We start from the raw sequence: 13,999 nt of genomic DNA, 5'->3' as shown, positions 1-13,999 counted from the left end.
CTGCCCGAGGGCTTTGGGCAGCAGGTGGGCGAGAAGGGCGCCCGCCTCTCTGGCGGACAACGCCAGCGCATCGCCCTGGCCCGCGCCCTGCTGGCCAACCCCAGGATACTGCTGCTCGACGAGGCCACCTCGGCCCTCGACTACGAATCCGAGGCGGCCATCATGGCCAACATGGCGGCCATTCGCCAGGGCCGCACCCTGATCAGCATCGCCCACCGCCTCAACACCCTGCGCAATGCCGATCGCATCCTGGTGATGGACAAGGGGCAGATAGTGGAGTCAGGCAGCCACGAGGCGCTGCTGGCACGATCGGGACTCTATGCCCGGCTGTGGCACCAGCAGACCGGGGAAGAGGCGGAGCACCCAAAGGTCCTCACCCCTTGATGATTAACCAGCGAATAAAAATGCCCTGATTCAGTCCCGATACAGGCACTCCTGATAGGATCCGGATTGACTCTCCCCGGCATAAACCCTCTAATTGACAGCTTGGATCCCCATGATCGCGCACCTTATGAAAATATTGTTGGTCGAAGACGACAAGCTGCTCAATCACCACCTCTCCACCCTGCTGACCGAGGCCCAGAATCAGGTCCACAGCACGGACAGTGCCCAGGTGGCCCTGCATTACGCCGCTGATTACCCCATAGACGTGGCCATCATAGATTTGGGGCTACCGGACATGGACGGCTTGCAACTCATCAGACAGCTGCGCGAGCGGCAGATCCCCTTCCCCATCATCATCCTGACCGCCCGTGGCAACTGGCAGGACAAGGTGGAGGGGCTGGAGGCCGGGGCGGACGACTATCTGGTCAAGCCGTTCCAGAAAGACGAGCTGCTGGCACGGCTCAATGCCCTGGTGCGGCGCAGCGCTGGCTTCATCTCGCCCAAGGTCAAAGCAGGCGACTATGAGCTGGATCTCTCCCGCAAGGAGCTGACCATAGCGGGTGAGCCGGCCGTGCTCACCAGCTTCGAATACCTGATCCTCGAATACCTGATGCGCAACGCTCGCCAGGTGGTCTCCAAGCAGCAACTGCTGGACCAGCTCTACGGCGATGGTGAAGGGGACCCCAACACCATAGAGGTGATGGTGAGCCGACTGCGCAAGAAGCTGGACCCGGAGGGGACCACCCAGCCCATCTCCACCATCCGGCGCCAGGGTTACATCTTCAACCTCTCGTGCAGCTGATGCGCCTTCGCCTGCCACGGCCCATGAGACTGATCCATCGTTCGCTGCATATCAAGCTGATGCTGAGCGCCATGCTGGTCATAGCGCTCATCATGGCCTTCTCCGTCTACATCCTCTATCTGGGCCACACCGAGGAGCAGGCCCAGAAGGCCAGCATCCGCATGCAGGAGAACCTCTCCAAGCTGTTCTCATCCAAGCTGCCGGATCTCCATGCCACCAAGGATCTCGGCAAGATCACGCCGGATGCCATCGACCCCAATCTGGATACCCTGATCTGCCGGGCCGATGGCCAGCTGAGCTGGTCCAGCCTGCACATGCCGGAGGTGATCAGCGCCAAGGGCACCATCTGTCAGGATCTGATGAAGTACCTCGGCGGCCTGGATCAGGACTACTTCTTCAAGCGTCACACCATCCAGAATGGCGAGAGCTACTTCATCTACAGCCTGCGTTTTCTGCGCAATCACGGTGAGGGCCCCACCACCTATTACGTGGTGATGGTCGACTCGGCCAAGCGTTACCTGACCCAGACCCGCAGCTACCTCTATCAGTGCATCCGCCAGGCCCTGCTGGCCTACTCGCTGCTCGGCGCCCTGCTGCTGCTCACCAGCTTCTGGAGCCTGACCTCATTGCGCACCATGGCGCGCCAGATCGACGAGATCCGGGCGGGCAAGCGGGAGGCGCTCTCCGACGACTACGAGCGAGAGCTGACGCCGCTGACCGAATCAGTCAACCAGCTGCTGGAGAACGAACGCCAACAGACCCAGCGGTATCAGCACGCGCTGAACGATCTGGCCCACAGCCTGAAAACCCGGCTGGCGCTGATCCAGATGACGGCGCAGGAGATCAAGCTGGGGCACGACATCCATGACAACATCAGTGAGCAGATCCTGACCATGGATCAGATCATCCAGTACCAGCTGCGCCGCGCTGTCACCGGCCGCAAGCGCCTCGCCAGCAAGGGCACGGAACCTGTGCCCCTCATCGAGAAGCTGCTGGCCAGCCTCGCCAAGGTCTATCGCCACAAGAAGTTGCAGACGCGCTTCACGTTCGATGACGACGTCTTCTTTGCCGGCGAACAGGGGGATCTGATGGAGCTGATGGGCAACCTGCTCGACAACGCCTTCAAGTTCGCCATCAGCGAAATCCGGGTGACGGTGAGCCGCCGCCACGACCGCTTGCGGATCGCGATTGAGGACGATGGCCCGGGCATAGACCCGAGCAAGTCGCAACAGATCTTCCAGCGCGGCGTGCGCGCCGACAGCTCTCCCGGCCAGGGCATAGGTCTGGCCGTGGTCACCGAGATAGTGCACAGCTATGGCGGCCAGATCATGGTGGATGAATCGCCGCTGGGGGGCGCCCGCTTCACCCTGGATCTGCCCTGAGTTTGCCTCAGCCCCGACACGAATAACGACGCCTGCCCGCAGGCGTTGTGCTTTATCCCTCCCTTTTCCCCCAGCCCGGCATCCGCAAGATCACATCACGCAGGGGAAGCGACAATCCGGGAGCAGGGAGGAGATCAAAAGATAAAAAAACCGGCCGCAAGGGCCGGTGAAACAGTTCAGGCTTGTCAGGTGACAAACGCACCCAGTGGATGAAGACAAGTCCCAACTCCTTATGGTGCCCTGGCCTCTTGAGTACGTGTGGTTACTCTATCCCATGGTCACTGAATCAAAGCTGTACCATGGGACGGTTGGCTGCCGCCCCTGTTTCGGCTTACAACTTGATGCCCAGCGATTGGCGCAGGTAGGCACCGGCACCGAGCAGACCCGGCCCCTCGTGGGTGATGAGGAAAACGGGAATATCCTTCAGATAGGACTTGAAACGTCCCTTGTCTTCGAACGCCACCCGAAAGCCCGAGCCGATGAAGAACTCCTGGAAACGCGGCACTATGCCACCGGCGATGTAGACACCGCCAAAGGTGCCCAGGTTAAGCGCCAGGTTGCCGGCGAAGCGGCCCATCAGCACGCAGAACAAGCTGAGGGTGCGCCGGCAATCCAGGCATTCGCCCGCCAGCGCCCGCTCTGTGATGTCTTTGGGTGCAAAGTCTGCTGGCTCGCGGCCATCAGACTTCACCAGACCGCGATAGATGTTGACCAGACCGGGCCCGGAGAGCAGTCGCTCGGCCGAGACATGACCCAGTTCGGCGCGCATCACCTGCAGCACGGCATCCTCTTCTTCGCTGTTGGTGGCAAAATCCACGTGACCCCCCTCGCCCGGCAGGCTCAGCCATTGCTCACCCGCCTGCACCAGGTGGGCCACCCCCAGGCCAGTGCCCGCACCATAGATGGCGATGGGTTTGCCAGCCACAGGCGCAGCGCCGCCCAGCTGAAGGCGATCGGTATCAGCCAGCACGGGCACCGCCATGGAGACGGCGGTGAAGTCGTTGATCACCTGCAAGCGGGTCAGGCCCAGATTTGCCTGCATCTCGCTGATGGAGAACTCCCAGCAGTGGTTGGTCATGGCGACCCAGTCGCCCTTGATGGGACAGGCGATGGCGATACAGGCCTGACTCACCTGCACCTGATGCTCATCCAGATAGAGGCGCACTACGGCCTCGAGACTGGGGTGAGCCAGTCCGGAATAGGTCTTGGCCTGGGAAATGGTACCAGTCGCCAGCTCGCACAGGGCCAGCCGCGCATTGGTGCCGCCTACGTCGCCGACCAGTGCATGGGTATGCTGCATAAAACAACTCCTTCGTTACTTGGGTCGGGGCGGCCCTTACCGTCCCGCAATTATTATTTGGCAACAATTCTACCCGAGCCCCTCCCCCTGCGGCGCAATTGATGGATGCAAGTGTGCGCCCGCTCACAGTGTTGTTGCTTTGCAACATTTGTAAGCGTTTTCACGGAAAGGGTGGAAATTTGTAACCAAAAAGACGAAATAATTAGACATGAGTCATACTTTGCAGGGCCAAGATTAGTTTCGATAAGAGCTTGTCTTGTATAGTCATCAAGTTGATTGGAAACCTGCTTAGCCGTGAGTTTAGTGCAAAGACACTGAAGCTAAATTACAAAAATGCCTGGTGGTGATGATGAATACCCTTGATAAAATTACTAATAATTTGGAAAGTTTCAGTAAATCAGAGCGTAAAGTTGCCGAGGTCATTCTGGCCTCCCCGCAGACGGCCATTCATTCCAGTATCGCTACCCTCGCCAAGATGGCCGACGTCAGTGAACCGACCGTTAACCGTTTCTGCCGCCGTCTCGATACCAAGGGCTTTCCCGACTTCAAACTGCATCTGGCCCAGAGCCTGGCCAACGGCACCCCTTATGTGAACCGCCACGTGGAAGCAGAAGACGGGCCGGAGACCTATACCGCCAAGATCTTCGAATCCACCATGGCCTGTCTGGATGCCGCCAAGAACAGCCTGGATATCTCCGCCATCAATCGTTGCGTCGATATCCTGACCCAGTCCAAGAAGATCAGCTTCTTTGGGCTGGGCGCCTCCTCCGCCGTCGCCCGCGATGCCCAGAACAAATTCTTCCGCTTCAACATCCCAGTGGTGAGCTTCGAGGACATCGTCATGATGCGCATGAGCTGCATCAACAGCAGCGAAGGGGACGTGGTGGTACTTATCTCCCACACCGGGCGCACCAAGGCGCTGGTGGAAATTGCTGCGCTGGCCCGCGAGAACGACGCCACTGTCATCGGCATGACCGCCAAGGATTCCCCGCTGGCCCGCGAGTGCAATCTGGTGCTCTCCATGGACGTGCCGGAAGACACTGATGTCTACATGCCAATGGCATCGCGTATTGCCCAGCTGGCTCTGGTAGACGTGCTGGCGACCGGTTTTACCCTGCGCCGTGGCATGAAATTTCGCGAAAACCTGAAGAAAGTCAAAGAAGGTTTGCGCGAATCCCGCTTTGATACCCCCCACGCTTCCTGACGGGCGGGGGCCTTGGCCCCCGGCTGTCTATGCCACCTTCCTTGGTGTAGTATTGTAATTTAGTAACAAAAGCCACCCAGATGGCTTGCAAGCGGGTGCAATGGGCCATGCGCTTGACGGGGCAGTATCCCAAGTCATATCAACTTCAAACTGGAGTCTTTCATGCCAAGACGTACAAAGATTGTAACCACACTCGGTCCGGCTACCGATCGCGAGGGGATCCTCGAGGGGATCATCCGTGCCGGCGCCGACATGGTGCGGATGAACTTCTCCCACGGCACTGCTGAAGACCACATACTGCGCGCCAAGCAGGTACGCGACATCGCCGCCAGACTCGGTCGTCACGTCGCCATCATGGGTGACCTGCAAGGCCCCAAAATCCGCGTCTCCACCTTCAAGGATGGCAAGGTCTATCTGGCCATCGGCGACAAGTTCATTCTCGATGCCGCGCTCGGCAAGGGCGAAGGCTGTCAGGAACAGGTCGGCATCGACTACAAGAGCCTGCCCGATGACGTGATAGCCGGCGATATCCTGCTGCTGGACGACGGTCGTGTGCAGCTGAAGGTGGAGTTGGTCGAAGGCAGCCGCATTCACACCACTGTGACGGTGGCGGGCCCCCTCTCCAACAACAAGGGCATCAACAAGAAAGGCGGCGGTCTCTCCGCCCCGGCCCTGACCGAGAAAGACAAGGAAGACATCAAGACAGCCGCCCTGATGAACGTGGACTACCTGGCCGTCTCCTTCCCCCGTTGTGGCGATGACCTGCGCTACGCCCGCGAACTGGCTCGTGAAGCCGGTTCCAACGCCAAGATAGTGGCCAAGGTCGAACGCGCCGAGACAGTCGCCACCGATGAAGCAATGGAAGACATTATCCTCGGCTCCGATGCCGTCATGGTGGCCCGTGGCGATCTGGGCGTCGAGATCGGTGATCCCGAGCTGGTCGGCGTACAGAAGAAGTTGATCCGTCACTCCCGCCGTCTGAACCGCGTCGTCATCACAGCGACCCAGATGATGGAGTCCATGATCAACGCCCCGCTGCCGACCCGTGCGGAAGTGATGGACGTGGCCAACGCCGTGCTGGATGGCACAGACGCAGTGATGCTCTCCGCCGAGACCGCCGCCGGCCAGTTCCCCATCGAGACAGTGACCTCCATGGCCAGTGTCTGCGTGGGCGCCGAGAAACACCCGAGCCTGAACGTCTCCAACCACCGCATGAGCTACACCTTCACCTCGGTGGAAGAGGCGGTCGCCATGTCGACCATGTACGCAGCCAACCACCTGGAAGGGGTCAAGGCGATCGTGGCACTGACCGAATCCGGCACCACCCCGCTGCTGATGTCCCGCATCAGCTCCGGCCTGCCGATCTTCGCCATGTCACCGCACAACAAGACCCTGGCCTGGACCAACCTCTACCGTGGCGTCACGCCAGTGCTGTTCGACGGCGACGAGACCAAGCCGGTCTACGAAGTGTGCCGCGAGGCGCTGGATGTGCTCAAAGCCAAGGGGCTGGTGCAAAGTGGCGACATGGTGTTGCTGACCCATGGCGACAAGATGGAAACCGTCGGCAGTACCAACACCTGCAAGGTAATGATGGTCGAGTAATCGACCAGCTGGCTGCAACAAAAACGGCTCCCGCGGGAGCCGTTTTTTATGGTGAAACAGCGGTGTCAACAGCGAAACAGTTCGACCTTGTCACCATGGCGCAAGCTGCCGGCACCGCGCACCACCACCCTGTCCCCCAGCTTGAGCGCCCCGCTCACCGCTACCTGCTGGCTGTCGCCAAACAGCACAGTCACCGGCACCTGCTTCATTGTCAGCGCCTTGCCGGCGGGAAGATCGGGAGCGCACTGGCGGTATCGCCATTCTGGATGTGCAATACCGGGTTCCCCTCTCCCGTCAGCCTGATCTTGGCAACATACCGCTGGTAGACCCGCGCCAATCCACCGAGATGTTGAGGATCGGGCTGTCTATACCGGAAAACTGCTGGATGGGCTGCCCCCGGATACTGAACAGGCAATCCACACGATCGAGACAGCCCTCCTGGTGGGCCCTGGATCGCCGTTTTGGCGAGATTCATTCACGCTTCCTGAGTTGTTGTGATCGGCCATTCCATTGGCCTTGCCTCCTGCCCCAAGGGGGGGGGGCGATTGCATTGCGCCGGCCTTCATCACGGTTATAACTGCATGGTAAACAAACAAAAAAACCGGCCATCTCGGCCGGTTTCAGGTTCAGTCTGCGAAGCTATTTCAGGCAGCGTGCACCACAGGAGCCTGCTGGGACAAACCTTCCAGCTCGCCAGGAGCGAAGTTGTCGACCTGGATCGCCTCGTAGCGCAGAGCATCGGCGGCCAGCAGCTTGTCGGCCTCATCCTTGCTCAGGATGGATTGGGACAGGGCAGCCGCGACCAGCTCGGGCAGGGCCATCTTGCGGGGAAGCTTGCCCTCTTTCTGGGCCTGCACCAGCTTTTTCTCAATGGGCTGTACCGCCACCATGGCCAGGAAGGCGCGATCCATCAGACCGACCGGATCCGCGTCATCCTTGCCCACGTAGCACAGCGCAGTCAGACGGTCGCGAAACTCGCCCGGCGTCATCATGGCCAGACAGATGGCGTGGCAGCGATCGTCCGCCGGCATCTGGTAACCCACGCCGAACGGGAACACCACACGCTTGAGCACAGCACCCACCACCTTGTTCGGGAAGTTCTGGAAGAAGCCCTCGAACGCCTTGCCGATCAGATAGAGGTTACGCTCCACCGCGTACTGCACGAACGGCAGATCGGAGACCATACGGCCCTGATCCTCGTAGTGTTTGAGGGTGGCGGAGGCCAGATAGAGGTGGCTCAGCACGTCGCCCAGACGGGCAGAGATCATCTCCTTGCGCTTGAGATCGCCACCCAGCATCAGCATGGAGACGTCGGCACACAGCGCCAGCCCTTTACTCATGCGAGAGAGCTGCTTGTAGTAACGGGCGGTCTCGCCCCCTACGGGGGCGCCGTTGAACTGACCCAGGGTCAGCCCCTGGAACAGGGCGCCGAAGAAGTTGCCGGTACCAAAGGCGATATGCTTCAGCAGCAGGGCATCAAACTTCTCGAGACCGCGCTCCACGTCGGTGTCGGCGGCTGCTTCCAGCTCGGCAAACACGTACGGGTGGCAGCGGGTGGCCCCTTGCCCGAAGATCATCAGGTTACGGGTCAGGATGTTGGCCCCTTCCACCGTGATGGCGACCGGAATGCCCATGTAGGCGTAGCCGGTGTAGTTCTTCGGACCCAGCTGAATGGCGCGACCGGCGTGGATATCCATAGAGTCATCCATGATCTGGCGCGCCATTTCGGTCATGTGGTACTTGGAAATCGCGGTGACGATGGCCGGTGCCTGACCCAAGTCCAAGGAGCCGGCGGTCATGCGACGGGCCCCTTCCAGCTGATAGGTGAGGCCGCCGATGCGAGCCAGCGCCTCTTGCACCCCTTCAAACTTGCCGATGGACATGCCGAACTGCTTGCGCACGTAGGAGTAAGCACCCACGGTGCGGCTCGCCATGTGACCACAGGCGGTGCCAAGGGCTGGCAGCGAGATGCCGCGACCGGCGGAGAGGCATTCGACCAGCATGCGCCAGCCGCGACCGGCGTAATCCGGGCCGCCGATGATCCAGTCGAGCGGAATGAACACATCCTTGCCGAAGGTCGGGCCGTTCAGGAACGCCAGACCCATGGGGTAGTGGCGATCGCCCACGCGCACGCCCGGGTGGCTGGTGGGGATGAGCGCGCAGGTGATGCCCAGCTCTTCCTTGTCACCCAGCAGTTTTTCAGGGTCATAGAGTTTGAACGCCAGTCCCAGCACGGTGGCGCGGGGCGCCAGGGTGATGTAGCGCTTGTTCCAGTTGAGGCGAATACCCAGCACCTCTTCACCCTTGTGCATCCCTTTGCAGACGATCCCCTTGTCAGGAATGGCGCCCGCATCGGAGCCTGCTTCCGGTCCGGTCAGGGCGAAGCAGGGCACCTCTTTGCCGTTGGCCAGCCCCGGCAGCCAGAAATCTTTCTGGGCCTGGGTGCCGTAGTGCATCAGCAGCTCGCCCGGGCCGAGGGAGTTTGGCACCATGACGGTGACCGCCACGCTCAGGCTCTTGGTGGCGATGCGGGTGACGATGGTGGAGTTGGCAATCGCCGAGAATTCACGGCCGCCGTAGGATTTCGGAATGATCAGGGAGAAGAAGCCTTCCTTCTTTAAGTAGTCCCACACCGGCTCCGGCAGGTCTTTGGTTTCATTGACGATCTTGAAGTCATCAACCATGGCGAGCAGGGTTTCGACCTGATTATCGATGAAGGCCTGCTCTTCGGCGCTCAGTTCGGCCTTGCCGTAACCGTGCAGTTTTTTCCAGTCGGGATTACCGCGAAACAACTCGCCATCCCACCAGACGGAGCCGGCTTCCATGGCCTCCCGCTCGGTGGCCGACAAGGGCGGCAATATCTTCTTGAAGATGCCGAACACGGGACGGGTTACCACCTTTTTACGGATGGAGGGCACGCCGAGCACAACGGCAATCGCCAGCACCAGCACCAGCACCAGCAGGACAAGCAATGTGATCATACTCAAGTTCCTTCTATTTCACTGTTTCCGTTGATTTATTGTTGGTTGTTACACGGCCAGGGAGAGCCTGGTCGACTCCACGGGCGCCCCGACTCCGGACGCCAGATAAGGAATAACGTTGCGCACCAGCCCTTCCACATCGAGCTGCTGGCCAAAGTCGGCCAGGGCGATGTCGCGTAGCGCATCGGCGGAGGCCATGGTGAATACGACGGTGCCCAGGGTGAAGTGCAGGCGCCAGAAGAGATCCGCCGGCGACAGGGCCGGATTGGCCTTGGAGATCGCCTGGGTTATCCGCATCAAGATCGGGCCATAGTGGGCGGTGATAAAGCGGCGTAGGTGCCCCTGGCTGTCGATATAGCCGCGTCCCAGCAGCTGCATGAAGATGGCCGGACCGTTGGCCCGCACTGCCGAGAGTTTCATCAGCGGCTCGACAAAGCTCTCAAAGAGTTGCAGCAGTGTCAGCTGCTCCTGCTCCATCAAGGTGTTCAGGCGCGCATCCAGCTCAGGCATGAACAGGCTCAGATAACGGTCGAGCACGGCCTGGATCAGCTCCTTCTTGGAGCCGAAGTGGTAGTTGACCGAGGCCAGGTTGACATCGGCCTCGCTGGTGATCAGACGCAAAGAGGTATCGGCGAACCCCCGTTCGGCAAACAACACCTCGGCGGCATCGAGAATACGGTTTTTGGTATCGATTTTACTCACAGAACACCTCTCTTAAACGAATGTTTAAAAAGTACGTTTCACAACCTTTTATGTCAAGAGAATGTGAACAAGTGTTAGTGGAATGTTTTTGCTAAAAATGGAGAACAAAGCGGGAACTTATCGGGCAAACAACACTCTATATCTATGCCACTGTAATTAAGCATTAAGTCTCGCCCAACCTGCTCCATGCTAGTTGGGCATTTTTTTGCCCTGCTGGCACTGGTGCCGATACGCGGATAAAAAAACCGTCGCAGGGAGCGACGGCGGGGAAAAAAAGGTTGCACCATCCGGATCCAACCCATCGATGCGAGTTCAGGCTTGCATCGATTCATCCATCATGGCGGCCAAGCGTGTTCAAACTTTGTCAACGCCCACGCAATTTGTGACAAAGTATGACAAGCCACAACGTGGTCTCGACCCGCCGCCTTTGCTATGCTGGCGCCTCACGCCAGAAGGGGAGAGAAGATGAAGTATACGGTCGATACCCACACCCATACCGTCGCCAGCACCCACGCTTACAGTACCATTCACGACTATCTGCCCATCGCCAGGGCGAAGGGGATCAAGCTGTTTGCCATCACGGATCACGGCCCGGACATGGCCGATGCTCCCCACTTCTGGCACTTCGTCAATCTGCATGTGCTGCCGCGGATGATCGACGGGGTCGGCATACTGCGTGGCATCGAAGCCAACATCAAAAACATTGATGGCGAGATCGACTTCCCCGAACGTTACGAATCACGACTCGACATGATCATGGCGGGCTTCCACGAACCTGTATTTCCCCCCTGCGATCAGGCAACTCATACACAGGCCATGATCAACGCCATCAAGAGCGGTCGGGTCGACATGATAAGTCACCCGGGCAACCCCGCCTTCCCCATCGATATCCAGGCCGTGGTCAAAGCCGCCGCGGAATACCGAGTGGCGCTGGAACTCAACAACTCCTCCTTCAGTCACTCCCGCCCGGGTAGCGAAGGAAACTGCCGCGCCATCGTAGAATCAGCGCGGGATCTGGGCGCCTATCTCACCTTCGGCTCCGACTCCCACGTGGCTTTCAGCCTGGGGGATTTCGAGCACTGTCATCGGCTAGTGACCGAGGCAAACTTCCCGCAGGACAGGATCCTGGCACGATCCCCACGCGCCCTGCTCGATTTTCTCGAGAGCCGCGGCAGAGCCCATATCCCGGAGTTTGCCGATCTCTGATCCCGACTCTAACTCCATGAGCTTATTCATAAAAAGAAGAGGGACTCATTTACTTGACCCACTGTTTTCGGGAATCTAGTGCCACGCCGGTATAGCTCAGCTGGTAGAGCAGCGCATTCGTAATGCGAAGGTCAGGAGTTCGATTCCCCTTATCGGCACCAGATACAACAAAGGGTTAGCTTCGCAGTGAAGCTAACCCTTTTTGCTTTTTTGCAATTGGTCCAACACTAGGCCCAACATCACACTATCCATCCCCCTCCTTTGAGATTTTCTACTTGCTTTGCTTCCACAACAAAAAGCCCATTCGTCAGCAGTGGGCTTGAATTATTTGGGCTGTAGGATCCAAGCCAAAGGCTAGAATCGCCCCAAACACCTTTTGGCGATTCCCCCAATCAGTTTAAGTGGTGCTTCTTTTTAATAAAGGCGTCGATGACGTTCTCGTGCATGTCAAAAGAGCGAACAAAACAGATGGTTTTACGGGCCAGTCGCTTGATGCGCGTTCTGAGCGTTCTGAGCGTTCTGAGCGTTCTGAGCGTTCTGAGCGTTCTGAGCGTCAGGTTGTTACCCTCGATACGCTGTGTAAAGATTTTCCCGGTCAGATGTATCTCGCGTGGGACTTCCTTGGCGTAGCTTCCCAGTCATCGCAAGCTGGAAGGGGATCAACAGGCTCAGCAATCGACGGCATGTTTCATCGTTTCACTGGCCGAAAGTATAGGTAACAACGCATTTTCTTTTGGTATCAAAGGTATACCAAAGCCAATGTCGATGTTTTTTGTTGCCAACATAGGTCCATTGCTCATCCAATTCACAGATAAGCTCCATATCATCCAGCACAACTTTTTCGGAAGTTACTTGTCTTGGTGCGAGTTCTTTAAGGCGCGCAGGATGGTGTTAATGCCAATATGAGGACGCAGGCTGTGTCACGGACACCTGAGCCGTTGAAGGCCATCTCGATAATCTTCTCTTTGACACCTGGTTTACGAGCTTCATAGGTGTAAGTGAGCTGAAAAACGTGGGGACAGGCAGGGCAACGAGGACAGTAGACGATGATGGATACCATGAAGAACTGAGTCTCAAAAGCATCACCATATCTTATCAACCGATCGAAAGCATGGGCTGACATAGTATATCCATGCCAAACCCTCGGCTGGCGTGGGCTTGAAGGGAATAAATGGCGGAGAGACAGCCCGCCATAACACAGTCTAAAACCATCCATGAAATTTCAAATAATCACTTAAAATCATTCTGTTATAAATAAACACCGTCCAATCCATTTCAATCTCACATTATCAAAACCCATATGCAATGGCATACTGGTTGGCATACTCATATCTACAGAGGTGACCTCATGGCGACACTCACCGATACCAAGGCGCGTAGCTTAAAACCAGAAGACAAACCGTTCCCTCATGGAGGAATCACAGGCCTGGCGTTACATCCATCTACGATAAAAGGAAAAGGAAAGTGGGTGTTGCGATATGTCAGCCCCATCACCGGTAAACGCCGTAATGCTGGCTTAGGTTCCTACCCGGAAGTCTCGGTTGCAGATGCAGGTAGCCAGGCTCGTCTGATGCGTGAGCAACTGTCCAAAGGGCTGGACCCCTTGGAGGTGAAGAAAGAAGAAGCCAGTAAGCCTACGATACCCACAGTCGAAATTGCGGCTCGCCAGGTGCACCAACAGCTACTCCCAGGCTGGCGTAATCCCAAACATGGGAAGCAATGGATCTCGACCCTAGAGCAATACGCCTTCCCGATCATCGGTCGGCAGCCTATCAACGCCATCACCCCGGTGCATATTGCCAGCGTACTACAGCCTATCTGGTTGGCGATCCCGGAAACCGCCACCCGCGTGAAACAGAGACTTCATGCTGTGATGGCCTGGGCATGGGCTCATGGCTTCTGCCAAGCGAACCCTGTCGATGTCGTGGATAAGCTACTACCACTACAGCCCAGTAAAGCAATCCGCACTCAGCACCAACCAGCGATGGATTGGCGGATACTGCCAGCGTTCTACCAACAGCACTTAGCGAATGCAGAGCGCTTTGATGTCAGCCGAGCCCTACTGTCGTTCGTGATCCTGACCGGCTGCCGCTCTGGTGAAGCGAGAAGCATGCGCTGGGAAGAACTCGACCTAGATGCTGCAATCTGGACCATTCCGGCTGATAGGATGAAGACCCAAGTCATTCACCGCATTCCGTTATCTCTTCAGGCTATGGCTGTATTGGATAAGGTGCGGGGGCTGCATGGTGAATGGGTTTTCCCGTCCCCACGTAAACAAGTACCGCTCACAGATATGGCACTGACCACCCTGCTCAGAAGAGTCGAGGCCCGAAGCACGACGCCTGAACGGCTGGCTACTGCTCATGGCTTTCGTTCAACGTTCCGGGTGTAGTGGTCAACTAAATCCGGACACTTGGTTAGGCCGAACCTCGGCTT

General features: G+C 58.0%; 10 protein-coding genes, 1 tRNA gene and 2 pseudogenes. 8 read left to right on the top strand and 5 right to left on the bottom strand.

From position 1 onward, the window contains the following. The 3 genes from AAC083_RS10840 to AAC083_RS10830 form a co-directional block, all read left to right on the top strand. A partial coding sequence (locus AAC083_RS10840) for an ATP-binding cassette domain-containing protein (RefSeq protein ID WP_146181653.1) occupies positions 1-384 on the top strand: 384 nt, incomplete at its 5' end. Positions 385-511: 127 nt separating this feature from the next. Then, a complete protein-coding gene (locus AAC083_RS10835; RefSeq protein ID WP_042038607.1) occupies positions 512-1,186 on the top strand; it encodes a response regulator in 675 nt (224 codons plus the stop codon). Further along, the gene (locus AAC083_RS10830; RefSeq protein WP_181364719.1) at positions 1,186-2,568 is read left to right on the top strand and encodes an ATP-binding protein; all 1,383 of its coding nucleotides are present in this window, start codon (positions 1,186-1,188) and stop codon (positions 2,566-2,568) included. Before AAC083_RS10835 ends, AAC083_RS10830 begins: the two co-directional genes overlap by 1 nt. A gap of 331 nt (positions 2,569-2,899) precedes the next feature. On the opposite strand, the gene glk is transcribed toward AAC083_RS10830, so the two are convergent. After that, positions 2,900-3,868, bottom strand: coding sequence for a glucokinase (gene glk / locus AAC083_RS10825; RefSeq protein ID WP_108536583.1), 969 nt, complete (start codon positions 3,866-3,868; stop codon positions 2,900-2,902). A 349-nt stretch (positions 3,869-4,217) separates the two neighbouring features. Here glk and AAC083_RS10820 point away from each other — a divergent pair, with 349 nt between their 5' ends. Both AAC083_RS10820 and pyk read left to right on the top strand, forming a co-directional pair. Continuing rightward, complete coding sequence (locus tag AAC083_RS10820; protein ID WP_167335294.1) at positions 4,218-5,072, top strand: MurR/RpiR family transcriptional regulator; 855 nt, start codon at positions 4,218-4,220, stop codon at positions 5,070-5,072. A gap of 162 nt (positions 5,073-5,234) precedes the next feature. Then, a complete protein-coding gene (pyk, locus tag AAC083_RS10815; protein ID WP_108536581.1) occupies positions 5,235-6,674 on the top strand; it encodes a pyruvate kinase in 1,440 nt (479 codons plus the stop codon). A gap of 65 nt (positions 6,675-6,739) precedes the next feature. Here pyk and AAC083_RS10810 read toward each other — a convergent pair. The 3 genes and pseudogenes from AAC083_RS10810 to AAC083_RS10800 all read right to left on the bottom strand — a co-directional run. Next, a pseudogene (locus AAC083_RS10810) lies at positions 6,740-6,880 on the bottom strand (efflux RND transporter periplasmic adaptor subunit); the annotation flags it as partial. A gap of 438 nt (positions 6,881-7,318) precedes the next feature. Beyond that, the gene (locus AAC083_RS10805; protein ID WP_108536579.1) at positions 7,319-9,655 is read right to left on the bottom strand and encodes an acyl-CoA dehydrogenase; all 2,337 of its coding nucleotides are present in this window, start codon (positions 9,653-9,655) and stop codon (positions 7,319-7,321) included. A 48-nt stretch (positions 9,656-9,703) separates the two neighbouring features. Continuing rightward, positions 9,704-10,357: a TetR/AcrR family transcriptional regulator gene (locus AAC083_RS10800; RefSeq protein WP_042038599.1), complete on the bottom strand. Its 654-nt coding sequence runs from the start codon at positions 10,355-10,357 to the stop codon at positions 9,704-9,706. Positions 10,358-10,822: 465 nt separating this feature from the next. Between AAC083_RS10800 and AAC083_RS10795 the strand changes: the two genes are divergently transcribed. Both AAC083_RS10795 and AAC083_RS10790 read left to right on the top strand, forming a co-directional pair. After that, positions 10,823-11,563, top strand: a complete 741-nt coding sequence (locus AAC083_RS10795; protein WP_108536578.1) for a phosphatase — start codon at positions 10,823-10,825, stop codon at positions 11,561-11,563. An 85-nt stretch (positions 11,564-11,648) separates the two neighbouring features. After that, positions 11,649-11,724: transfer RNA gene (locus AAC083_RS10790), tRNA-Thr, on the top strand. Positions 11,725-11,955: 231 nt separating this feature from the next. Here the strand turns inward: AAC083_RS10790 and AAC083_RS10785 are convergent. Then, a pseudogene (locus AAC083_RS10785) lies at positions 11,956-12,646 on the bottom strand (IS1 family transposase). 265 nt (positions 12,647-12,911) lie between these two features. Between AAC083_RS10785 and AAC083_RS10780 the strand changes: the two are divergent. Further along, positions 12,912-13,955 carry a tyrosine-type recombinase/integrase gene (locus tag AAC083_RS10780; protein ID WP_108536577.1) on the top strand — a complete coding sequence of 348 codons (1,044 nt, stop codon included), beginning with the start codon at positions 12,912-12,914 and terminating at the stop codon, positions 13,953-13,955. Positions 13,956-13,999: the final 44 nt, after the last annotated feature.

The organism is Aeromonas sp. HMWF014 (assembly GCF_963878295.1).
Taxonomy (GTDB): domain Bacteria; phylum Pseudomonadota; class Gammaproteobacteria; order Enterobacterales; family Aeromonadaceae; genus Aeromonas; species Aeromonas popoffii.
The sequence above is the reverse complement of the archived record's forward strand: the minus strand, read 5'-3'. Positions and strand labels throughout refer to the sequence as shown.

Coding starts and splice junctions, on each gene's coding strand:
- AAC083_RS10835 (WP_042038607.1), top strand. CDS start 512: ATGAAAATATTGTTGGTCGAAGACGACAAGCTGCTCAATCACCACCTC.
- AAC083_RS10830 (WP_181364719.1), top strand. CDS start 1,186: ATGCGCCTTCGCCTGCCACGGCCCATGAGACTGATCCATCGTTCGCTG.
- glk (WP_108536583.1), bottom strand. CDS start 3,868: ATGCAGCATACCCATGCACTGGTCGGCGACGTAGGCGGCACCAATGCG.
- AAC083_RS10820 (WP_167335294.1), top strand. CDS start 4,218: ATGAATACCCTTGATAAAATTACTAATAATTTGGAAAGTTTCAGTAAA.
- pyk (WP_108536581.1), top strand. CDS start 5,235: ATGCCAAGACGTACAAAGATTGTAACCACACTCGGTCCGGCTACCGAT.
- AAC083_RS10805 (WP_108536579.1), bottom strand. CDS start 9,655: ATGATCACATTGCTTGTCCTGCTGGTGCTGGTGCTGGTGCTGGCGATT.
- AAC083_RS10795 (WP_108536578.1), top strand. CDS start 10,823: ATGAAGTATACGGTCGATACCCACACCCATACCGTCGCCAGCACCCAC.
- AAC083_RS10780 (WP_108536577.1), top strand. CDS start 12,912: ATGGCGACACTCACCGATACCAAGGCGCGTAGCTTAAAACCAGAAGAC.